The organism is Faecalibacterium sp. An122, from assembly GCF_002160895.1.
GTDB lineage: Bacteria > Bacillota > Clostridia > Oscillospirales > Ruminococcaceae > Faecalibacterium.
Window position 1 is genome coordinate 224,028 of record NZ_NFLL01000002.1, and the last position, 20,840, is coordinate 244,867.

Annotated in this window: 20 protein-coding genes; 14 read left to right on the forward strand and 6 right to left on the reverse strand. The window is 62.8% G+C overall.

The genetic code is table 11. The annotated features are described in order from the left end of the window. Window positions 1-73: 73 nt before the first annotated feature. The 9 genes from glf to B5E67_RS02985 all read left to right on the forward strand — a co-directional run bounded on the left by glf (window position 74) and on the right by B5E67_RS02985 (window position 10,531). Window positions 74-1,177, forward strand: coding sequence for a UDP-galactopyranose mutase (glf, locus tag B5E67_RS02945; protein ID WP_087364288.1), 1,104 nt, complete (start codon window positions 74-76; stop codon window positions 1,175-1,177). 141 nt (window positions 1,178-1,318) lie between these two features. Next, window positions 1,319-1,774 carry a 50S ribosomal protein L9 gene (rplI, locus tag B5E67_RS02950; RefSeq protein WP_087382686.1) on the forward strand — a complete coding sequence of 152 codons (456 nt, stop codon included), beginning with the start codon at window positions 1,319-1,321 and terminating at the stop codon, window positions 1,772-1,774. 117 nt (window positions 1,775-1,891) lie between these two features. Continuing rightward, the gene (gene dnaB / locus B5E67_RS02955) at window positions 1,892-3,301 is read left to right on the forward strand and encodes a replicative DNA helicase (protein WP_087245514.1); all 1,410 of its coding nucleotides are present in this window, start codon (window positions 1,892-1,894) and stop codon (window positions 3,299-3,301) included. A 1-nt stretch (window position 3,302) separates the two neighbouring features. Then, entirely contained in the window at window positions 3,303-4,775 is a 1,473-nt protein-coding gene (gene tilS, locus B5E67_RS16020; RefSeq protein ID WP_087382690.1) for a tRNA lysidine(34) synthetase TilS, read from the forward strand. Between the two features lie 3 nt (window positions 4,776-4,778). Next, a complete protein-coding gene (gene hpt, locus B5E67_RS02965) occupies window positions 4,779-5,330 on the forward strand; it encodes a hypoxanthine phosphoribosyltransferase (protein ID WP_087382693.1) in 552 nt (183 codons plus the stop codon). A gap of 118 nt (window positions 5,331-5,448) precedes the next feature. Next, window positions 5,449-7,560, forward strand: coding sequence for an ATP-dependent zinc metalloprotease FtsH (ftsH, locus tag B5E67_RS02970; protein ID WP_204246518.1), 2,112 nt, complete (start codon window positions 5,449-5,451; stop codon window positions 7,558-7,560). A gap of 36 nt (window positions 7,561-7,596) precedes the next feature. Continuing rightward, window positions 7,597-8,682 carry a hypothetical protein gene (locus B5E67_RS02975; RefSeq protein WP_087245522.1) on the forward strand — a complete coding sequence of 362 codons (1,086 nt, stop codon included), beginning with the start codon at window positions 7,597-7,599 and terminating at the stop codon, window positions 8,680-8,682. Between the two features lie 64 nt (window positions 8,683-8,746). After that, window positions 8,747-9,664: a hypothetical protein gene (locus B5E67_RS02980; protein WP_087382701.1), complete on the forward strand. Its 918-nt coding sequence runs from the start codon at window positions 8,747-8,749 to the stop codon at window positions 9,662-9,664. A 21-nt stretch (window positions 9,665-9,685) separates the two neighbouring features. Continuing rightward, the gene (locus B5E67_RS02985; protein WP_087382705.1) at window positions 9,686-10,531 is read left to right on the forward strand and encodes a Cof-type HAD-IIB family hydrolase; all 846 of its coding nucleotides are present in this window, start codon (window positions 9,686-9,688) and stop codon (window positions 10,529-10,531) included. Between the two features lie 64 nt (window positions 10,532-10,595). On the opposite strand, the gene B5E67_RS02990 is transcribed toward B5E67_RS02985, so the two are convergent. The 4 genes from B5E67_RS02990 to htpG form a co-directional block, all read right to left on the reverse strand. Then, window positions 10,596-10,829, reverse strand: a complete 234-nt coding sequence (locus B5E67_RS02990; RefSeq protein ID WP_087382708.1) for a PF20097 family protein — start codon at window positions 10,827-10,829, stop codon at window positions 10,596-10,598. Between the two features lie 17 nt (window positions 10,830-10,846). Beyond that, window positions 10,847-11,677, reverse strand: a complete 831-nt coding sequence (locus B5E67_RS02995) for an RNA methyltransferase (RefSeq protein WP_087382711.1) — start codon at window positions 11,675-11,677, stop codon at window positions 10,847-10,849. 31 nt (window positions 11,678-11,708) lie between these two features. Beyond that, window positions 11,709-12,836, reverse strand: a complete 1,128-nt coding sequence (locus B5E67_RS03000; RefSeq protein WP_087382717.1) for a 5-bromo-4-chloroindolyl phosphate hydrolysis family protein — start codon at window positions 12,834-12,836, stop codon at window positions 11,709-11,711. Between the two features lie 107 nt (window positions 12,837-12,943). Next, window positions 12,944-14,872 (reverse strand): molecular chaperone HtpG, encoded by a 1,929-nt coding sequence (htpG, locus tag B5E67_RS03005; RefSeq protein WP_087382719.1) that lies wholly within the window; start codon window positions 14,870-14,872, stop codon window positions 12,944-12,946. 222 nt (window positions 14,873-15,094) lie between these two features. Between htpG and B5E67_RS03010 the strand changes: the two genes are divergently transcribed. The 3 genes from B5E67_RS03010 (at window position 15,095) to B5E67_RS03020 (ending at window position 16,980) form a co-directional block, all read left to right on the forward strand. Further along, on the forward strand, window positions 15,095-15,871 hold the full coding sequence (locus B5E67_RS03010) for an alpha/beta hydrolase (RefSeq protein ID WP_087382722.1): 777 nt from the start codon (window positions 15,095-15,097) through the stop codon (window positions 15,869-15,871). 116 nt (window positions 15,872-15,987) lie between these two features. Continuing rightward, a complete protein-coding gene (locus B5E67_RS03015; RefSeq protein WP_087364267.1) occupies window positions 15,988-16,428 on the forward strand; it encodes a hypothetical protein in 441 nt (146 codons plus the stop codon). A gap of 45 nt (window positions 16,429-16,473) precedes the next feature. Continuing rightward, a complete protein-coding gene (locus B5E67_RS03020; RefSeq protein ID WP_087382725.1) occupies window positions 16,474-16,980 on the forward strand; it encodes an HD domain-containing protein in 507 nt (168 codons plus the stop codon). A 71-nt stretch (window positions 16,981-17,051) separates the two neighbouring features. Here the strand turns inward: B5E67_RS03020 and B5E67_RS03025 are convergent, their stop codons facing one another. Both B5E67_RS03025 and B5E67_RS03030 read right to left on the reverse strand, forming a co-directional pair. Then, window positions 17,052-17,576, reverse strand: coding sequence for a GNAT family N-acetyltransferase (locus tag B5E67_RS03025; RefSeq protein ID WP_087382728.1), 525 nt, complete (start codon window positions 17,574-17,576; stop codon window positions 17,052-17,054). Between the two features lie 26 nt (window positions 17,577-17,602). Next, the gene (locus B5E67_RS03030; protein ID WP_087382731.1) at window positions 17,603-18,367 is read right to left on the reverse strand and encodes a DUF975 family protein; all 765 of its coding nucleotides are present in this window, start codon (window positions 18,365-18,367) and stop codon (window positions 17,603-17,605) included. A gap of 207 nt (window positions 18,368-18,574) precedes the next feature. Here B5E67_RS03030 and B5E67_RS03035 point away from each other — a divergent pair, with 207 nt between their 5' ends. Beyond that, entirely contained in the window at window positions 18,575-19,681 is a 1,107-nt protein-coding gene (locus tag B5E67_RS03035) for an alpha/beta hydrolase (protein WP_158098841.1), read from the forward strand. A 48-nt stretch (window positions 19,682-19,729) separates the two neighbouring features. Further along, a complete protein-coding gene (locus tag B5E67_RS03040) occupies window positions 19,730-20,839 on the forward strand; it encodes an alpha/beta hydrolase (protein ID WP_087382737.1) in 1,110 nt (369 codons plus the stop codon). Window position 20,840 lies beyond the last annotated feature (1 nt).

Here is a 20,840-nt window from a genome sequence, read left to right on the forward strand (position 1 = left end):
TGCAGAGCAGACGCGCCTTTTCAGCACAACGGGCTGGCCTGTCCGGCCCGTCCCCGAACAAAGGAGAAGCGGAATGAAGCAGTATGATTATCTGATCGTGGGCGCCGGCCTGTTCGGCGCGGTTTTCGCCCAGGAGGCCCGCCGGGCCGGCAAGCGCTGCCTGGTCATCGACCGGCGCAGCCACATTGCAGGCAACATCTACACCGAACAGGTGGAGGGCATCAACGTCCACCGCTACGGCGCCCATATTTTCCACACCAACTCCAAGGAAGTGTGGGATTATGTGGGCCGCTTTGCCACCTTCAACCGCTACACCAACAGCCCCATCGCCAACTACCACGGCGAAATCTACAACATGCCCTTCAACATGAACACCTTCAACCGGATGTGGGGCGTGGTGACTCCTGCCGAGGCCAAGGCCGAGATCGAGCGCCAGCGGGCTGCCGCCGGCATCACCGAGCCCAAAAACCTGGAGGAGCAGGCCATCAGCCTGGTGGGCACCGATATCTATGAGAAACTGGTGAAGGGCTATACCAGCAAACAGTGGGGCCGCCCCTGCGACCAGCTGCCGGCCTTCATCATCAAGCGGCTGCCGGTCCGCTTCACCTACGACAACAACTATTTCAACGCCCTCTATCAGGGCATCCCCAACGGCGGTTATACCGCCATGGTGGAGGGGATGCTGGAGGGCACCGAGGTCCGCCTGGGGGTGGATTACCTCCAGGAAAAGGAGTCTCTGGACGCCCTGGCCGACCGCGTGGTCTATACCGGCCCCATCGACGCCTATTTCGGCTATCGCCTGGGCGCGCTGGAATACCGCAGCGTCCGGTTTGAGACCGAGGTGCTGGACACTGACAACTACCAGGGCAACGCGGTGGTGAACTACACCGACGCCGAGACCCCCTACACCCGGATCATCGAGCACAAGCACTTTGAGTTCGGCACCCAGCCCAAGACGGTCATCAGCCGGGAGTACAGCGCCGAGTGGAAGGTGGGGGATGAGCCCTACTATCCTGTCAACGACGACAAAAACGGCGCCCTGTATGCCCAGTACCGGGCCCTGGCCGACGGGGAGAAGAACGTCCTGTTCGGCGGACGCCTGGGCGAGTACCGCTACTACGATATGGACAAGGTCATCGAGAGCGCCCTGGAGGCCGTCCGGAAGGAACTGGGCTGAGGGGCTGCGGACCGGGTTTCAGTTTGTCACCCGGTCACAAAGAAAGCGCCGCGCCCTTGCCGAAACGGCCGGGATGCGGTATACTAAAGGAAGAAAATGGGCCTGGTGTGCAGATGCCGGGCCGGAAATGAGGGATCAGCCATGAAGGTTATTTTGAAGCAGGACATCAAGGGAATCGGCAAGAAGGACGAAATCCATGAGGTTTCGGACGGCTACGCCCGCAACTACCTGTTCCCCCGCAAGCTGGCGGCTGTGGCCGATGCCAGCGCCCTGAACATCGCCCGCAGCAAGGAGGCCGCCGCCGACTTCCATGAGGCGGAGAATGTGGCCGCTGCCCAGGCTCTGGCTGCCAAGATCAACAGCCGCATCGTCACCGTCAAGGCCAAGGGCGGCGCATCGGGCCGCCTGTTCGGCAAGGTCACCAGCAAGGAAATTGCCGCTGCCCTGTCGGAGGCTACCGGCGAGACGGTGGACAAGAAGAAAATCGAGCTGGAGATCAAGGACATCCGGGATGCCGGCGTGTTCAATGGCAAGGTCCGGCTGTATCCGGGCGTTGTGGCCAGCTTTAAAGTGAACGTGGAGGTCGAGCAGGCGTAAAAGCTGCGACGGCTGCCGCTGCGCTCCCTGCAAAAAGGGGGCGCTTTTTTGGCTGAAAGAGGGCTGCAGCCCGTTTGGCCCATTTATGCCCATTTATGGTAGAAAGGGGGAGTACCCATGCCGGAGGAACGCCGCCGTTCCCGCTATGGCAGTGAGCTGAATCTGGAGAGCATGGGCATCCAGCCGCCCTACAGTATGCAGGCAGAGCAGAGCGTGCTGGGCGCCGTCCTGCTCAAGCCGGACGTTTTGACCGACCTGGTGGAAATCGTCCGCCCCGAGATGTTCTACGCCACCCAGAACGGCCGGATTTATTCCGAGATGATCCGGCTGTTCACCGGCGACCAGACCATCGACTTTGTCACCCTGCTGGACGCGGTGGTCTCGGACAATATTTTCGCCAGCCCCGACGAGGCCAAGGTCTACCTGACCGGCCTGGCCGAGACGGTGCCCAGCATCTCCAACGTCAAGGCCTACGCCGAGATCGTCCAGGAGAAGTACCTGGTCCGCCAGCTGATGGGGGTGGCCACCGACATTCTGCAGGATGCCGGCGATGAGCCGGACGCCTCCATGCTGCTGGAAACCGCCGAGCAGCGGCTGTATGAGATCCGCTCCGGCCGGGATTCCAGCGCGTTGACGCCCCTGTCCTCCAGCATGGTGGAGACCCTGACCAACCTGCAGAAGATCAGCGGCCCCGACGCCGACAAGTACAAGGGCATCCCCACCGGGTTCCGGCTGCTGGACACCGTCCTCACCGGCCTGGGCCGGGGTGACCTGATTATCCTGGCGGCCCGTCCCGGCATGGGCAAATCCAGCTTTGCGCTGAACATCGCCACCCGCGTGGCCATGAAACAGCACATCCCGGTGGCCATTTTCAGCCTGGAAATGACCAAGGAGCAGCTGACCAACCGCATTCTCTCGGCCGAGGCCGGCATCGACAGCCAGGCCTTCCGCACCGGCGCTCTGACCGCCTCGGACTGGGAGTATCTGGCTCTGGCCACCGAAAAGCTCCACGATGCCCCCATTTACATGGACGACACCTCGTCCATCACCATCACCGAGATGAAAGCCAAGATCCGCCGGATCAACCAGGACCCCAGCCGGCCCAACATCGGCCTGATCGTCATTGACTATCTGCAGCTGATGACCTCCGGTCTGCGGACCGAAAACCGGGTCCAGGAGATCAGCACCATCACCCGAAACCTCAAGATCATGGCCAAGGAGATGAATGTCCCCATCATCGCCCTGAGCCAGCTGTCCCGTGCGGTGGAAAAACAGGGCAGCAATTCCAGCCACCGCCCCCAGCTGTCCGACCTGCGTGATTCGGGTTCCATCGAGCAGGACGCCGACTGCGTCCTGTTCCTCTACCGCGACTCCTACTACGCCAGCCAGCAGCCCGACGGCGCAGAGGTGGACGCCGACACCGCCGAGTGTATTGTGGCCAAAAACCGCCACGGCGAGACCAGTACCGTCCCGCTGGGCTGGGACGGCGCCCACACCCGGTTTATGGATGTGGATTTCCAGCACTGATATGAGCCAGAACGACGCCGAAATCCTCCAGACAACCCAAGCCCGGGTGCTTGCCCATTGTGGGCAGGCCGGGCTTTTTGTGCATGGACAGCGGGTGGCGGCGGCTGTGTCGGGCGGGGCCGACAGTATGGCCCTGCTGCGGATGCTTCTGGTCCTGGCGGAACCGCTGGGGATCACCGTTACCGCCTGCCATGTGAACCACCGGCTGCGGGGCCCTGCGGCCGACGCAGACGAAGCCTTTGTCCGGGACCAGTGCGCCCGGCTGGAGGTGGAGCTGCGGGTGTTCCGGGCAGGGGAGGAGGGCCTGCCCCTGGCCGATGGCGGGGAGGCGGGAGCCCGTAATCTCCGCTATGCCTGTTTTGAACGGCTTCGCCGGGAAGGGATAGACCGGGTGGCCACGGCCCATACTGTTACAGATCAGGCGGAAACCCTGCTGTTCCGGCTGGCCCGGGGCACCGGGCTGCATGGGGCGGGGGGCATCCGCCCGGTGCGGGATTTCTATGTCCGGCCCCTGCTCTGCTTAACGCGGGCAGAGGTGGAGGCCTGCTGCGCCGCCTGGGGCCAGAGCTGGGTCACCGATGAGACCAACCTCTCGGACGCCTACGCCCGCAACCGCCTCCGCCACGACGCCCTGCCCGCCCTGCGCCAGGCCAATGCCGGCGCCGAGCGGAATCTGGCCCGCTTCTGCGAAAAGGCCGCCCAGGCCGACGCCTATTTTGCCCGGGCCGCCGCCGGCCTGCTGGACCGGGCCGCCCGGGTCGAGCCCCAGGACTGCCCCCCGGCGGTCCGCCGAGTTCTGGAAAGCGGGGGACCGGTCTGGCGGCTGGAGGTGCTCCAGCAGGCCGACCCTCTGATTCTGGAGGCAGCGGCCCACGCCCTGGTGGCCCCCCATCGGGACCCGGAGGAGCTGTATATCCGCCTTTTGTGCCAGCTGGTGGAAAAGGGGACCGGCGCGGTCCAGCTGCGCCCCGGGGTGCGGCTGCGGGCCGGTCAGGGCTTTTTCTGGCAGGAGGACGCCCCGGCCCCGCCGGCGTCCCCTCTGGAAGCCGTGCCCTTCTGCCCCGAAAAACAGGCCGAATATCCCCTCGGCGGGGGACAATGGCTCTGTGTGCGGCTGTCCCGCCATAGTTTTCAAGAAAAAACACAGGTCGTTCACAAAAAAGACTTAAAAAATGTAGCAGATTATGCTAGAATAACCATGTTGCATCCTGCCCTTACCCTGCGCAGCCGCCTGCCGGGGGACCTGTACCGGCCCGCCGGCCGCAGCGTCACCAAGCCCCTGCGCAAATGGATGAACGAACAGGCCATCCCTCCCCAGGTGAGGGACAGCCTGCCGGTGCTGGCAGACGGCAGCGAGGTGGTATGGGTCTGCGGTGCAGGCTTTGCGGAAGGCCTGGCCCCTCATCCGGGGGACGACGGCCTGACCCTGTACCTGGAGATACAAACCCGAAAGGGAGAAGAGAGAGGACGTTGAGTCATGGATATGCGCGACGACATTCAAACGGTTCTGGTCACCGAAGAACAGCTGAAAGCCAAGGTGGCTGAGCTGGGTGCTCAGATCAGCCGGGACTACGCAGGCAAGGACCTGCTGCTGGTCTCGATTTTAAAGGGTGCTGTGGTCTTTATGGCCGACCTGATGCGGGCGGTCACCATCCACTGCAGCATTGATTTCATGGTGGTGTCCAGCTACGGCGGCACCAATACCCAGACCACCGGCCTTGTCAAGATTGTCAAGGACCTGGACGCCGACCTCACCGGCCGGGACGTTCTGATCGTGGAGGACGTGCTGGACACCGGCGTTACCCTGTCCCACCTGGTGCCGATGCTCAAGATGCGCAACCCCAATTCGGTCCGGATCTGTGCCATCCTTGACAAGCCCGCCCGCCGCAAGACCGACATCACCGCCGATTACCGCGGCTTTGAGGTGCCGGACGCCTTTGTGGTGGGCTATGGCCTGGACTACGATGAAAAATACCGCAACCTGCCCTATGTGGGCGTACTCAAGCCGGAGATCTACGAGGGGGAATAACCCCGGGCGGCCGGCACAAACCACCCAATAATTTCAGAATGGGAGTTGATTGTTTTTGCAGCAGAAAAGACCGCACCTGAACCCGCTGATCCTGGCGCTGGCGCTGGCCGCCGTGCTGATGATCTGGTCGGTGTTCACCACCTCCAACAGCACGACCGGCTCCACCATGAGCTATTCCACGGTGGTGCATTACTTTGAACATTTGCAGGTGACATCCTTCACCCTGGACCGGAACACCAGCGTCATCACCATGACCATCAAGGAGGGCGACCTGCCCCTGCCCGGCGCCACCGATGACACCGCTTCGGTGCCCTCCGGCGGCCTGGTTTCGGGCCTGTTCGGCTCGGGCAGCACCTCCGGCGACTCGGTGCAGCAGAATCCGGACGGTACTGTGACCGTCCGCTACCAGCTGCCCTACGCTGGCCTGTTCATCAATGAGGTTCAGACCTATATTGAGGCCTACGACGCCGCCAACCCCGACGCCCCCATGGAGTACGACTACACCGCCCTGCGGGAGTCGGTGCCCTGGATGGAGATTTTCTTCTACCTGGCCATGCTGGGCTGCACCGGGTTCATTCTGTTCTCGATGCTGCGGGGCGGCGCTGGCGGCGGCAACGTCATGAACGTGGGCCGCGCCCGTGTCAAGGATGAGTCCACCAACCAGAAAACCGCCACCTTTGCCGACGTGGCCGGCGAGGACGAGGAGAAGGAAGAGCTGAAGGAGGTCGTGGAGTTCCTCAAGAGCCCCGACAAGTTCAACTCTCTGGGCGCCCGGATTCCCCACGGCGTCCTGCTGGTAGGCCCTCCGGGCACCGGTAAAACCCTGCTGGCCCGTGCCTGCGCCGGCGAGGCAGGCGTGCCCTTCTATTCGATTTCCGGTTCGGACTTCGTGGAAATGTACGTCGGTGTCGGCGCATCCCGTGTCCGCGACCTGTTCGACAAGGCCAAAAAGACCATGCCCTGCATCATCTTCATCGATGAGATCGACGCCGTGGGCCGCCAGCGCGGCGCCGGCCTGGGCGGCGGCCACGACGAGCGCGAGCAGACTCTGAACCAGCTGCTGGTGGAGATGGACGGCTTTGAGGCCAACGACGGCATCATCGTCATGGCTGCCACCAACCGCGCCGATATTCTGGATAAGGCGCTGCTGCGCCCCGGCCGTTTTGACCGCCAGGTCTATGTGGGCCTGCCCGATGTCAAGGGCCGTGAGGAAATCCTCAAGGTTCACACCCGCAAGAAGCCTCTGGCTCCCGACGTCTCCCTCAAGGTGATTGCCCAGCGCACCGCAGGCTTTGCCGGCGCCGACCTGGAGAACCTGGTCAACGAGGCCGCCCTGCTGGCGGCCCGCCGCAACCGCAAAGCCATCACCATGGAGGACATCGAGGAAGCTTCCATGAAGGTGATGGCCGGCCCCGAGAAGAAGAGCCGCGTGGTCACCCCCGAGGAGAAGAAGCTCACCGCCTATCACGAGGCGGGCCACGCTGTGGCGGGCTTCTACTGCAAGCACCACCCCCGCGTCCACGAAATCACCATCATTCCCCGCGGCCAGGCTGGCGGCTATACCATGTACCTGCCGGAAAAGGATCGCTCCTACGTGACCCGCGGCGAGATGTTCGAGGACATCGTGTCCAGCCTGGGCGGCCGTGTGGCCGAGCAGCTGATCCTGGACGACATCTCCACCGGTGCCTCCAACGACCTGCAGCAGGCCACCAACATCGCCCGCCAGATGATCACCCGCTACGGCTTCTCGGAGCGTCTGGGCCCCGTGGTCTATGGCACTTCGCAGGAAGAGACCTTCCTGGGTCGCGACTTTGCCCAGGGCAAGGGCTACAGTGAGACCACCGCTGCCGAGATCGACAGCGAAATCCGCGATATCATCGACGAGGCCTATGAGACCTGCCGCCGCACCCTGACCGAGCACATCGATCAGCTGCACGCCCTGGCCCAGGCCCTGATCGAGCGCGAGAAGCTGAACGAGGCCGAGTTCAACGCCATCATGCGGGGCGAGAAGCTGCCGCCGCGGAAGGATGAGGACGCCCCGGTCCAGCCGGCTGCCCCCGCAGCTCCGGTTCAGGAGACTCCGGCGCCGGCCCCTGAGGCCCCTGCCGCCCCGGCCGCAGAGGATGCGGCCCCTGTCGGCGATGCAGCGGAGCTGCCGGTGGAAGAGACCCCGGCCCAGCCCGCCGCCCAGGACGAAACCAATCCGGACCACAAGCCGGAACAGCCGTAACCAGCCGCCTCAGCAGACAGCAAAGGAGTGAGTGCAGTGGAGGAAAGTTTTGACCCGATTGCTCAAACCAGAGCCAACTATTATACCCCGGGCAGCCCGGTCCAGTTTGTTCGCGTGGAGCTGCTCAAAGGCAGCGTCAGCGGAGACCGCGCCGTCTGCCTGACCTTCAAAAATATTTCCCGGGTGAATCTGACCGCCCTGGAGATCCGCTTCAAGTGCAAAACCACCGGCGGCGAGGTCCTCTGTGAGGACGAATTCGAATACCGGGACCTGGACGTCAAGCCCGGGGAACTGTTCGGCATGGACGATGCGGTCTTTATCACCCAGAAACCCATTGTCAGCGTGGACGTGGTTCTCTGCAACGTCTACAACGGCAAGCGGGTGGTCAAGCTGGACAACATCAAGCGAGTCCGGCTGCCGGCGCCCCGCACCCTGCCCGACGACCTGGCCGCTGCCCTGGAGGAGCGGATGGGCCGCAAGGGGATGCGCTATGCGCCCCAGGTGCTGGACTGCGGCTGGTATTGTGCCTGCGGTGCCTTCCACCCCAAGGAAGAGGACACCGTCTATTGCAGTGAGTGCGGCTCTGACCGTATCCTGCTGCAGAACGCCCTGAATACCCTGATGCAGCCCGAGCAGGACACCGATTCCGAGGACCTGCCTCCCCAGGGCGGCGATACGGCGGAGGTGACCGCCCCCGCGCCCGCCCCGGCCGAGCAGGAGGATGTGGAGCCCACCCGCATTGTGGGCGGGCCGGTGGAGACCGGCGGCACCCGTGCCTTTGAGCCGGTGCAGCCCTCCCGGCGGGAGTCCACCCCCCGGGTCAGCCAGGAAACCCGGCTGTTCACCCAGCCCAGCCAGCCGCCCCTCACCTCCCGCCGCCGGGACGATGACCTGGAGGACGAGGAAGAGGCCGGCGCTACCCGCACCGTCCGTGCGGCGGACCGCTGGAAGGACCAGCCCACCCGCTACAATCGCGCCGCCCCGGTGGAGGACGACGAGGATGAGGAAGATGACCGCGACCCGGTGGCCGAGAATATCGTCCGCTGGGTGCCGCCGGTGACCGCTCTCATCTGCGCGGGCATTGCGCTGTACGGCTTTGTGTACTATCAGTTCTTTATGTAACACCCGCAGGGGGGAGCGCGTTTGGGCCGCTCCCCCTGTTTTGAGTTGAGAAAGGGGGGAGAAGATGCCCGAGGAATACCTGCAGGCCGCCTTTGAGATCAAGGCTTCCTGCGACGAGATCAGCCGGCGGATTCTGCGCTGGCACTGGGAGAACAAGCCCGGCGCCCACAGTTTTGAGTCCCTGCTGGAACATCTGGAACGCCGCCAGGAGGAGAGCCCGGCCTATTACGGCCATATGCCCGACATCGGGCGAAAGACCAGCTGGCAGCAGCTGGATACCACCCTCTGCATGCGGGTCCTGCTGGACCCCGAAAACGATGCCTCCCAGCCGCTGGACCTGCTGGGCAGTACCGCCCACCCCGGGTCCGCCCGCCGTGCCTGCAACGCAGTGCGGATGGCCCGCAACGAGGCCGCCCATGCGGCGGACCGCTCCAGCGGCGGCCGTGCGGCCATTCTCTTTGACGAGGCGGTGGAGTGCATCGAGGAGGCCTACGCCGGGACGGCTTTCAGCGAGCGGGAGCTGGCCAAATACTATGAGCTCTCCAGCGAATACCTTCGCCGGTGCGGCGTCGGGGGCAAAAACGCCCCTCCGCCCCAACAAGAGGCCCCCGAGGCCGGGCAGTCTGCTCCCGAGGTCAACGTGTATCCCACCGGTGCGGCCCGCCAGAAGGCCGCTGCAGCCCGGGAGAAGAACACCTCTGCCGCCCGCGCGGGGACCCGCTCCGGAACCAGGGAGAAGGACTCCAAAACCGGCGCGTCCGGTTCCCGGGGCAGCTCCTCCGGCAAAACCGGGTCGGGGAGCACGTCCCGCAAGATAGGGCAGAGCAGCACCCGCAGCAGCTCCAAAGGCCGGGGACGGCCCGCCGGCCGCGCCAAAAAGGAGAAGGACACCGGCAGCCAGGCCGCCCTGTTTTTGGCGGTGGCGGCGCTGGTCATCGGCCTGCTGATGCGGGCCGCCGGCATGGGATTGTGGATTTTCTGAGACAAGATGGGGAGGAACAGGATGGAAAAGCGACTGATTTTTCTGGATATCGACGGCACCCTGATCGAGCCGGGCCGGATGGAGCCGCCGGCCAGCGCCGTAGAGGCGGTGGAAAAGGCCCGGGCCAACGGCCATAAGGTGTTCCTGTGCACCGGCCGCAACTATAAAATGACCTCTCCGGTGCTCCACTATGGCTTTGACGGCTATGTGTCCAGCGCCGGCGGGTATGTGGTCTGCGGGGACAAGGTCCTCTTTGACTGCCCTATGGACAAGGCCCAGAGCGACGGCCTGCGGGCCATTCTGGAGGCCAACGGGGTGGAATGCACCCTGGAGGCTCGGGACGCCACCTTTGGCGGGACCCAGATGATGGAACGTCTGTCCTCCTACCAGAAGTCCCGCCCCGGTTCCCTGAACAGCGAGCTGGAGCGTTGGCGGCAGGCCTTTGCCGATGGAATGCTGATCCGGCCCCTGACCGAGTATCAGGGGGAGCCCATCTATAAAATCTGCTACATCGCCGACCGGGCCGAGGCGCTGGCCCCGGCCAAGGCGGCCTTTAGGGATCAGTTTGTGTTCTGCGAGCAGAGCACCTTCAACCACGGTCCCGGCTGCATCAATGGCGAGCTCATCAACCGCAAGTTCAACAAGGGCGAGGGCATCCGCCGCATCTGTGAATACCTGGACGTTCCGACTGCGTCGGTGATCGCCTTTGGCGACAGCGAGAACGACCTGGAAATGACCGATGTGGCCGGCATCAGCTATTGCATGGCCAACGGTGCCGAGGCTCTGAAGGCCCGCTGTGACCAGGTCTGCCCCTCGGTGAAGGAGGACGGCATCGCCCGCGCCTTCGCGGAGCTGGGCCTGATTTAAACCGCGTACATAAAAACACCGCGCGTCTTTGGCTCTTTGTGGGCCGGAGGCGCGCGGTGTTTTGTTACAGGTTCTTGTTGGGGTAGGGGCTGGCGTCCAGAATGATCCGCTTGCACTGGGGACAGCAGAAACTCGCGATCCGGTGGGGGCCGAACCAGCATTGCCCCAGCTGCAGCGCGTAGGTTTCATCGGGATAGGGTAAAAGGGTGAGGGGATGGCTCTGGGCGGTCCACAGAGCCGGCCCGCCGATGGTCAGATAACCTTCGTGCATGGGAGTGTGGCAGAAAGGACAGTCCATATTGCCTTACCTCCGGATCAGTCCCGGGCCCGCAGCTGCCAGAAGGCCACCGCGCTGGCCGCGGCCACGTTGAGAGAGTCCACCCCGTGGGACATGGGGATCTTGACGGTGTAGTCGCACTGGGCGATGGTCTCGGCAGAGAGTCCGTCCCCCTCGGTGCCCAGAATCAGGGCCAGACGGTCCTCGGCCATCAGGGCCGGGTCGTCGATGGACACCGACCGGTCGCTGAGGGCCAGGGCGGCGGTCTTGAACCCCAGCTCGTGAAGCTGAGCCAGACCTGCCCCCGGCCAGTCGGCGGGCAAAGCGCCAATCTGGGTCCAGGGCACCTGGAACACCGTCCCCATGCTGACCCGCACCGCCCGGCGGCAGAGGGGATCGCAGCAGGAGGGGGTCACCAGGACGGCGTCAATGTGGAGGGCCGCCGCCGAGCGGAAAATAGCTCCCACGTTGGTGGAGTCCACAATGTTTTCCAGTACCGCTACCCGGCAGGCTCCCTGGCAGAGGGCTTCCACCGGGGGCAGGGCCGGCCGGTGAAAGGCGGCCAGCACACCCCGGGTCAGCTGGTAGCCGGTGAGGGCGGTGAGAATCTCCCGGTCGGCGGTGTAGACGGGGACGTCGCCGCACCGGGCCAACACCTCATGGGCGGGGCCGTCGATTTTCCGGCGCTCCATCAAAAAGGACAGGGGCTGATACCCTGCGTCCAGGGCCCGAGCGATGACCTTGGGGCTCTCGGCAATGAAAACCCCTTTCTCGGGCTCCAGACGGTTCCGCAGCTGATTTTCGGTCAGCCGGGCAAACACGTCCAGGGCGGGGTTGTTCAGATCGGTGATTTCAATGATATTCGGCATGATTTCTCCTTGATGACAGGATGATGGCGTGTCACGGCTGGACCGAGAATCCGCTGTCCCCCGACAGGCCGTCCAGATTCAGCATCCCTTCCAGGGCGGCAATGTCCGCCGACACGTCCAGCGCGTCGGACTGGAACAGCTTGTCCAGCTGGTTCTCAAAGGCGGTGACCAGCAGGTCCAGAGACCGCTGGATGCTCTGCTTGGTGCGGGTGATGTTTTCGCCAGCCACCCCCTGGCTGTCCAGCTGGGCATAGGTGTTCAGCAGCTTGAGGGAGGTGGGCAGGTAATAGCTGATGAATTTCCGCAGCTGCTCCTGTTTGGAGGCGTCTTTCTCCGCCAGGGCGAAAATCCGGGCGGAAATCTGTTCCAGCCGGGCGGCCTTTTCCTGCATGACGGGATCGGACAGGGCGCTGCCTGCCTGATGGAGCTGCCGCAGCAATTTCTCGTACTGGGTCTCGTCGGTGGGGTCCGGTTCGGGGGCCGGCGGGGCAGGGATGGGTGCGGCGCCCCGCACCACCAGAAAGTCGGTGCGGTTGTCGATGTAGGCATCGGGGCCGAAATAGCCGTGGTCAATGGCGCTTTCCAGGATTTTGCGGCCCTTGTCGGCGGGGATGCCGGCGGCTGCAAACAGTTCCTGCAGAGGGATGTTGTCCTGGTCGCCCACCACCTTGTCCAGCTGGCGCTCCAGTTTGCTGACCCGCTTGAGCATCAGACTGAAGGCCAGGGCTCCGCCGCCGCCCACAATCATGCACAGATAGGTGAAAAGGGCGTTCCAGTTGCTGCTGCCTATCCAATCGCCCATACCGACTACGCCGGTCACCAGCAGGATGGCTCCCGCTATGGTGCACAGCTGGGTGATTTTCTGCTGATGGCGCTTGGATCGCTGCTGTTCCAGAGTGGGGTGGTCGTGATTGGCTGTGTAGTGGGCACTGTAGTTGTAGGGCTCGTTTTGGGAGTTGGCCTGGCGGGTGTCCTGGGGACGGAAGTCGGCAGCGTATTCCTGCCGCTCCCGGGCGGCCCGGAGCTCTTTCTTTTCGCTGTCCCGGTCGATGGCTCGGACGATGAACAGAATCACCGACAGCCAGGGCGCCAGGCCCAGCAGAATCAGCAGGGCAATGGTGGGAATATGCGCGAAATAGTGTCTGCGTTGCGGTTGCATAAGATGATGACCTCCCAAGCTAAGACGACAAAACGAGCCGTGCTCCTTCTATTATAATGGAACACGGCTCGTTTGTTAAGATTGATTTTTGAGAGGGGGAGCGGCCCTTACTTCATCAGGGCGCAGACAGCGTCGGCGTAGGCGACGGGATCGTCCACCGGCAGGCCCTCAATCAGCTGGGCCTGTGCGTAGAGGATCTGGCTGTACTGGGCCACCTTGTCGGTGTCGCCGGCCTCCTGAGCGGCCTTCAGAACGGCAAAGACCGGGTGAGAGGCGTTGATTTCCAGCACCTTGTCGCTCTTGACGTCCTCGCTGCCGGGCTGGCGGGACAGCACCTTCTCCATCTCGATGGACAGGGGGCCGTCGGCCGACAGGCAGACGGGGTGATCCTTCAAACGGGTGGAAACCCGCACTTCCTTGATCTTGCCCTCCAGGGCGGTCTTCATGGCGTCAAACAGGGACTTGTTCTCGGCAGTGGCCTCCTCGGCGGCCTTCTTCTCCTCCTCGGACTCCAGGCCCAGGTCGTTGCTGTTGATGTTCTTGAACTCAACGGTACCGTCCTTGCCCTCGGCGTCCTTGCGGGGGAAGCTGTGCATGATCTGGAAGCAGAACTCATCCACGTCCTCGGTCAGGAGCAGCAGGTCATAGCCCTTGTCCAGCACCAGGGATGCGGTGGGCAGCTTGGCCAGACGGTCGGCAGAGTCGCCGGCGGCGAAGTAGATGTACTTCTGCTCGGCGGGCATCTTCTCCACGTACTCCTCCAGGGTCACCATCTTCTGCTCCTTGGCGGAGTAGAACAGCAGCAGGCCCCGCAGCAGCTCGGCGTGCATGCCGTAGTCGGAGTAGGCGCCGAACTTGATCTGACGGCCGAACTCCTTCCAGAAGGCCTCGTACTTGTCCCGGTCGTTGACCAGCATGGCGTTCAGCTCGTTCTTGATCTTCTTCTCCAGGGCGTTGTGGATCAGCTTGAGCTGGCTGTCCTTCTGGAGGGTCTCACGGCTGATGTTCAGGCTCAGATCCTGGCTGTCCACGATGCCCTTCACAAAGCTGAAGTAATCGGGCAGCAGGTCGGCGCACTTGTCCATGATGAGGACGCCCGAGGCGTACAGGGCCAGGCCCTTCTCGTACTCCTTGGTGTAGTAGTCGTAGGGGCGGTGAGAGGGGACGAACAGCAGGGCGTTGTAGTTGGCAGTGCCCTCGGTCCGGCTGACAATCACCCGGGCGGGATCAGCATAGTCGCCGAAGTGGTTCTTGTAGAAGGCGTTGTACTCCTCGTCGGTGACCTCGCTCTTCTGCTTTTTCCAGATGGGCACCATGCTGTTCAGGGTCTCCAGCTCGGTGTACTCCTCCCACTCAGGGGTGTAGTTCTCGGGCTTGGGATCGGGTTCGGGCTTCTGGCGGCTCTTGGTCCGCTCCATCTGGATGGGGTAGCGGATGTAGTCGCTGTACTTCTTCACAATGGCCGACACGCCGTACTCCGAGACGTAGTTGTCGTAGTTTTCGGTGTCGGTGTTGTCCTTGATGTGCAGGATGATGTCGGTGCCGGCGGTTTCCTTCTCGGCGGGGGTGATTTCATAGCCCTCCACGCCGCTGGACTCCCACTGCCAGGCCTGGTCGCTGCCGTGGGCCCGGGTGATGACGGTGACATGGTCCGCCACCATAAAGGCAGAGTAGAAGCCCACGCCGAACTGGCCGATGATGTCGATGTTTTCATCGGTGTTTTCGGTCTTGAAGTCCTGGCTGCCCGAGTGGGCGATGGTGCCCAGGTTCTGCTCCAGCTCCTCCCGGGTCATGCCGATGCCGTTGTCCGAGACGGTCAGCATCCGGTTTTCCTTGTCCAGGGTGAGCAGGATGCGGAAATCCTCCCGGTTCATCCCCACCGAGGTGTCGGTCAGGCTCTTGAAATAGAGCTTGTCGATGGCGTCGGAGGCGTTGGAGATCAGCTCCCGCAGGAAGATTTCTTTATTGGTATAGATCGAATTGATCATCAGGTCCATCAGCTTTTTGCTTTCGGCCTGGAACGGCTGCATTGCCATAGCAAAAACCTCTTTTCTTCTCTCAACCAGTGCCAGTATAACTTAGCACTCAAATGTTCTGAGTGCTAATATACACCGTTTCAGCCCGAAAATCAAGCCCTGCGGGGGTTCCTTCATAAAAAGTTTAAAAATCCTCTTTCCAGCCGGGGCCCTCTGCGGTACAATAGGAGTCGGGCGGCCGCGCCCGGCAAAGGAACAGCCGCCGCCCGGGAGGAGAACGCAATGAGAGTTGAAAAGCTGAAAGCAGGCGCCGCCGAGCTGACGGTGTACCTGTGGGAACCGGCGGCCGTGATGCCCCTGACCGCCACCCGGCCTCTGGTGCTGGTGGTGCCGGGGGGCGGCTATGAACACGTCAGCCAGCGGGAGAGCGACCCGGTGGCCCTGCGGTTTCTGGCGGCGGGATATCATGCCGCCGTGCTGCGGTACAGCGTGGAGGATGGGGCCCGGGACTACCGGCCTCTTTCGGAGCTGAGCGAATCCCTGGCCCTGCTGCGGGCCCGGGCAGAGGAATGGGGCATCCGGCCCCATCAGATTGCGGTGTGCGGATTCTCGGCGGGAGGACATCTGGCCTTGTCCTCGGCGGTGCTGGACCTGCCCGGCCGTCCGGCGGACCAGCAGCGGCCCGACGCTTTGATCCTCAGCTATCCGGTGGTGACGGCGGGCCCCTATGCCCATCGGGGCAGCTTTGTCCGCCTGTCCGGCACCGAGGATCTGGAGGCCCACCGCGCCTTTGGCCTGGAGGACAAGATCACCCCGGCGGTGCCGCCGGTCTTTGTCTGGCACACCATGGAGGACGCCACCGTCCCGGTGGAAAACACCCTGATGCTGGTGTCGGCCCTGCACCGGGCCGGCGTGCCCTGTGAGGCCCACCTGTTCCCCCGCGGCAAACATGGCCTGAGCGTCTGCACCGCCGAGGTGGGCAACGAGATGCCCCATCCCGGCCGGTGGTTCGAGCTGGCGGCCGAGTGGCTGGGGGAACAGTTCGGCTACCATGTTTGATGCGTGTTTTGCGTAAATACGAAGAAAAAATTGTGGAAAACGGTTGACATAGACAAACCGATTTTGTATACTATGGAGCGGAGGGCATCCGCTCCGGAAAAAGGAGAGCGATCTGTATGCCATTCCATGACAACCAGCCCAGAATTTCGGTGAAGGGCCTGCTGATGCAGGCATTTCTGACCGGGTGGGAGCGGTCCGACAAGAGCATTTCCCAGGACGAATACGTCGACAGCTCAATCCGCGTGATCGAGACTATGCAGGTGGAGCCCGAGAGCATTTATGCCGAGGAGGGCCTGGGCCTGCTGGACGGCGACGAAGTGGATCATCTGGATGATCTGCTGCGGGCCGACGGCGTCTGGCTTTACTACGGCGTGGAGGCGGAGAACTTCTTCCTCCTCCAGTGGTACCCGGACGAGGCCGCAGCCAAGGCCAAGCTGGCCGACCTGGAAGCTCTGGGGGACGGGGTCCAGTACATTGTGGACCTGACCCTGCGACGCGCCAACCCCTCGGATGCCGAAAATTTTGGGGATTCATCCCCGGTGCAGCTGCGCTCCTGAGAGCAGGAGGCAGCCGGGGCAGGCGATGATACAAGGAGGAACTCTATGGGTCTGTCTGAAACAGAACGCGTACATCTCCAGGCCATCCTGCAGAAATATGAGGAGGACCCGCGGGTGCAGAAAATGGATCAGTACATCCAGCACGGCTGCGTGACCACCTTTGAACACTGCCGGAATGTGGCCCGGGTGAGCTTCTGGATCAACCGACGCTTTCATCTGGGCGCGGACGAAACCGCGCTGGCCGTGGGCGCCCTGCTCCACGACTTCTACCTGTACGACTGGCACGTGGAGGGCCGCTTCCAGAATTGCAGCGGCCTGCGCACCATCTTCAAGATGCACGGCTTCATCCATCCGCTGCTGGCCCGGGACAACGCAGACCGCTGCTTTGGCCTGACCGCCAAGGAGAAGAACATCATCCGCAGCCATATGTGGCCCCTGACGCTGTTCCATGCGCCGTCCTGCCGCGAGGCCGTGATTGTCTGCATTGCCGACAAGTACTGCGCTGTGATTGAGGCCATGTACCGCAACCGCCAGAAGGCCATCTGCGTCTGATCTCCCCGGAGAATACATCCAAAACACAAGAAAATCCCACTGTCATCGGACAGCGGGATTTTTTGTTTGAATTACAGTTTTTTGTAGCCGGGGGGCTCGTCGGCGGGGCAGCGGCGCTCCATCAGCCAGGTGTCCAGCCAGCGGCCGTGGCAGTCCCGGGCAATCCGCTCCCGGCGGCCCACCTCCCGGAAACCGCATTTGGTGTGGAGGCGATGGCTGGCCTCGTTGTCCTGCAGGACGGCGGACTGCAACGTCCAGTATCCGGCCTGCTCGGCCTCCCGACACAGGGCGGTCAGCAGGTGATAGCCGTAGCCCCGGCCCCGGTACCGCTCCCCCACATAGATGCTCACCTCGGCGACGCCCCGGTAACACCAGCGCATATTCACCCGGGAGAGCACAGCCCAGCCCGCAATCTGGCCATCCGGCGCCAGAATCACCAGCCTGCATTCCTTGATGTGGGAGGCGTCCCAGGCACTGTAAGGCGGGCAGGCGGTTTGAAAGGTGGCGTGCTCGGTGGCGATTCCCTCCTGGTAGATTGCGGCGACCGCAGGCCAGTCGTCGGGCCGCATGGGCCGGATCAACATTGATTCATCCATGTAAATTGTTCGTCCGTTCTTTCGTATCAGAATATCTGGCCAGACAGCTCTGCCTCGGATACATATCCGGAGGCCACTACCTTGGCCCGCATGGCCGCATACAGCTCGGCCTTGGTTGCCTCATAATAGGGATTGACAAACAGAATGCCCAGGCCGAACAGCAGATAGCCCAGCACGTTCCACCCAAAGAAGGACAGGTCCAGCACAAAGATGTTCCACTTTTCCCCGTCGGTCATGATGGTGCTGATCTCAGCGGCGCGGGCGGCCTCCAGATTGGGGTTTTCGGCCAGCAGATAGGGCACAAAGGTGTACTGATAGCTCTTGATGACGCCCGGGATCACCAGCAGCAGGGTGTAGAGGAAAATCCGCAGGTTGACGTAGAACATCCCGCTGACCAGGCCCCAGTAGTTGGTGGTGAAGCCCGAGAACAGGACTTTCAGGCTGGTCTCCCGGGAGCGGTTTTCCATCATGTAACGGCACTGTCCCACCCGAATGATGGGGGTGAACAGGATGCCCCAGCACAGGACGACCACCAGAGCCAGAACCAGGGCCAGAATGCCCAGCATCAGAAAGGCCGTACTGAGGATGGCGGTGATGGGATTGCCGCCCAGCAGGCGGGAAGCCTGTTCCACGGCGCCGGAGGAGCTGCCCCCGCTGTTTCCGCTGAAGTTGATGTTGAGATCCACGCTGCCGGTGAGGATCGAGGCGATCAGACACATCAAAAAGACATTCCAGTAGCTGCGCCGCAGCACCGTTTTTGCATTGGCTTTTAAAAGGGCGCGTGTCCACATAAATAAGGACCTCCTTATCGAAAGAAAACAAATCGTTTTGGCAAGAGGTATTCACAGTATAGCAGATTTTGCCCCAAAGCACAATGCTGCGCCCTGCGCAAAGGTTTTGACAAGATGGCCCCGGACGGTTACAATAGGGTTGGGTACGCCGGCCGCCCGCCCCCTGCACCGGCAGACAAGGCGGGGCCGGCAGGACGGAAAGGAATCATGAATATGTTCAAAACCAAGAAAAAACTGTGCATCGGCGCGGCGGCGCTGATGCTGGGCGCGCTGCTGGCCTCGCCCGCCCAGGCCCAGGCGCCCTATCTCACCCCGGACTCCACCGTGGCCAAGTTGCATTTCAACCCGGGAATCGTGGGGGCCGGCTTCGATACATGGGACCGCGGAGGGCTGCTGCCCGAGCAGCCCTGGGAGTATGCCCACTGGTCTCTGCGCCGCTATATAGGGCCTACGGTGGACACGGCGGTGGCGGGGCTGAACCTGGTGGTGGACAACTACAATCAGGGGGTTCAGGTGACCTATCAGCTCTACAGCGAGGAGGAGATCGCCCAGGACCCTTCCCGGGCGGAAGCGCAGCTGTATTATTTTCCCGCCAAGGAGCCGGGGGCAAAATATGCCCTGCTGCTGTCGGGAAATATGATGGAGCGCAGCGCCCGGGTGGATGAGTGCTGCGGCGCGGTGAGTCAGCTTCACGAGATGGGGTATGCAGCCTTTATCCTGCGCTACCGCACCGGCCATGACCTGAAGGACAACGCCAACTATGAGGACCTGGTCCGGGCGGTTCAGTTCATCACGGAACACGCCGGGGAACTGGGGGTCCAGGCGGAGGACTACGCCCTGGTGGGCTTTTCGTCGGGCGGACAACTGTGCGGTATCTTCGGCACCGACCGGATGGGCTACAGCAATTACGGCCTGCCCAAGCCGGGCGCGCTGCTGCTGGCTTATCCCATCCTGAACTATGTCTATGGCAAGCCGCTGCTGTTCTATATGTACGACGGCGGCCGGCCGGGGGACCATCTGGCCCCGGGGGACTACTTCTATAATATTGAAGTGCCCGCCGAGGTGACGGCCAATTATCCCCCCACGTTCCATTGGTTCGGTCGGGATGACAGCAGCCTGAAAGGGATGTTCCCGTCCCTGCAGAGTTTGGCTCTGGAGGAAGCTTTGGAGGAATCGGGTGTTATGTACCAGCTGGTGATCTATGACCATGCACCCCATGGCAGCGGCAACGGCGCCGGTACCGACGCCGCCGGCTGGTTATACGATGCGGCATCCTTCTGGGAGGCGGCGGTGGAGGCCCATCCTGCGGCCTGACCGGCTCCGCTTCCCCCAACAAAGCAGGAAAGCTCAGGTGAACAACAGATGCGAATACCCGAAAAAATCCGATCCATCGTCTATAGTACCGCAGCGGTGGTGCTGCTGTCCGAATGGATGGCCGTCCCCGCCCAGGCAGTCCTGGCGCCCTATCTCACCCCGGACTCCACCGTGGCCGAGTTGCATTTCAACCCGGGAATCGTGGGGGCCGGCTTCGATACATGGGACCGCGGAGGGCTGCTGCCCGAGCAGCCCTGGGAGTATGCCCACTGGTCTCTGCGCCGCTATATAGGACCCCCGGTGGACACGGCGGTGGCCGGGCTGAACCTGGTGGTGGACAACTACAATCAGGGGGTTCAGGTGACCTATCAGCTCTACAGCGAGGAGGAGATCGCCCAGGACCCTTCCCGGGCGGAAGCGCAGCTGTATTATTTTCCCGCCGAGGAGCCGGGGACCAAGTACGCCCTGGTCCTGTCGGGAAATATGCTGGAACGGACAAGCCGGGTGAAGGAGTGCTGCGGCGCGGTGAGCCAGCTCCATGATATGGGGTATGCAGCCTTTATCCTGCGCTACCGCACCGGCCATGACCTGAAGGACAACGCCAACTATGAGGACTTGGTCCGGGCGGTTCAGTTCATCACCGACCACGCCGACGAACTGGGGGTTCAGGCCGAGGACTACGCCTTAGTGGGACATTCCGCCGGCGGTCAGCTGTGCGGCATCTTTGGCACCGACCGGATGGGCTACAGCAATTACGGCCTGCCCAAACCAGGCGCCCTGCTGCTGGCTTACCCCATCGTCAATTATATGTACAGCAAACCCTGCTTTTTCTATGTGTACGACGGCGCCGAGGCGGGCGACTACCTGGCGCCGGGGGATTACTATTACAATGTTGAGCTGGCCGCCGAGGTGACGGCCAATTTCCCGCCCACCTATCACTGGTACGGGCGGAACGATAAAACATTGGGTCTGATCTTCCAGCCCCTGCAGAGTCCGGCCCTGGACCGGGCCCTGGAGCGCAATGGCGTGATGCACCAGATGGTGGTCTACGAAAATGCGCCCCATGGCGTCGGAGTGGGCACCGGCACCGACGCCGAAGGCTGGCTGTATGATGCGGCGGACTTCTGGGAGGAAGCCGTGGCCGCACAAGCGGAATAAG

Coding starts and splice junctions, on each gene's coding strand:
- glf (WP_087364288.1), top strand. CDS start 74: ATGAAGCAGTATGATTATCTGATCGTGGGCGCCGGCCTGTTCGGCGCG.
- rplI (WP_087382686.1), top strand. CDS start 1,319: ATGAAGGTTATTTTGAAGCAGGACATCAAGGGAATCGGCAAGAAGGAC.
- dnaB (WP_087245514.1), top strand. CDS start 1,892: ATGCCGGAGGAACGCCGCCGTTCCCGCTATGGCAGTGAGCTGAATCTG.
- tilS (WP_087382690.1), top strand. CDS start 3,303: ATGAGCCAGAACGACGCCGAAATCCTCCAGACAACCCAAGCCCGGGTG.
- hpt (WP_087382693.1), top strand. CDS start 4,779: ATGGATATGCGCGACGACATTCAAACGGTTCTGGTCACCGAAGAACAG.
- ftsH (WP_204246518.1), top strand. CDS start 5,449: ATGATCTGGTCGGTGTTCACCACCTCCAACAGCACGACCGGCTCCACC.
- B5E67_RS02980 (WP_087382701.1), top strand. CDS start 8,747: ATGCCCGAGGAATACCTGCAGGCCGCCTTTGAGATCAAGGCTTCCTGC.
- B5E67_RS02985 (WP_087382705.1), top strand. CDS start 9,686: ATGGAAAAGCGACTGATTTTTCTGGATATCGACGGCACCCTGATCGAG.
- B5E67_RS02990 (WP_087382708.1), bottom strand. CDS start 10,829: ATGGACTGTCCTTTCTGCCACACTCCCATGCACGAAGGTTATCTGACC.
- B5E67_RS02995 (WP_087382711.1), bottom strand. CDS start 11,677: ATGCCGAATATCATTGAAATCACCGATCTGAACAACCCCGCCCTGGAC.
- B5E67_RS03000 (WP_087382717.1), bottom strand. CDS start 12,836: ATGCAACCGCAACGCAGACACTATTTCGCGCATATTCCCACCATTGCC.
- htpG (WP_087382719.1), bottom strand. CDS start 14,872: ATGGCAATGCAGCCGTTCCAGGCCGAAAGCAAAAAGCTGATGGACCTG.
- B5E67_RS03010 (WP_087382722.1), top strand. CDS start 15,095: ATGAGAGTTGAAAAGCTGAAAGCAGGCGCCGCCGAGCTGACGGTGTAC.
- B5E67_RS03015 (WP_087364267.1), top strand. CDS start 15,988: ATGCCATTCCATGACAACCAGCCCAGAATTTCGGTGAAGGGCCTGCTG.
- B5E67_RS03020 (WP_087382725.1), top strand. CDS start 16,474: ATGGGTCTGTCTGAAACAGAACGCGTACATCTCCAGGCCATCCTGCAG.
- B5E67_RS03025 (WP_087382728.1), bottom strand. CDS start 17,576: ATGGATGAATCAATGTTGATCCGGCCCATGCGGCCCGACGACTGGCCT.
- B5E67_RS03030 (WP_087382731.1), bottom strand. CDS start 18,367: ATGTGGACACGCGCCCTTTTAAAAGCCAATGCAAAAACGGTGCTGCGG.
- B5E67_RS03035 (WP_158098841.1), top strand. CDS start 18,575: ATGAATATGTTCAAAACCAAGAAAAAACTGTGCATCGGCGCGGCGGCG.
- B5E67_RS03040 (WP_087382737.1), top strand. CDS start 19,730: ATGCGAATACCCGAAAAAATCCGATCCATCGTCTATAGTACCGCAGCG.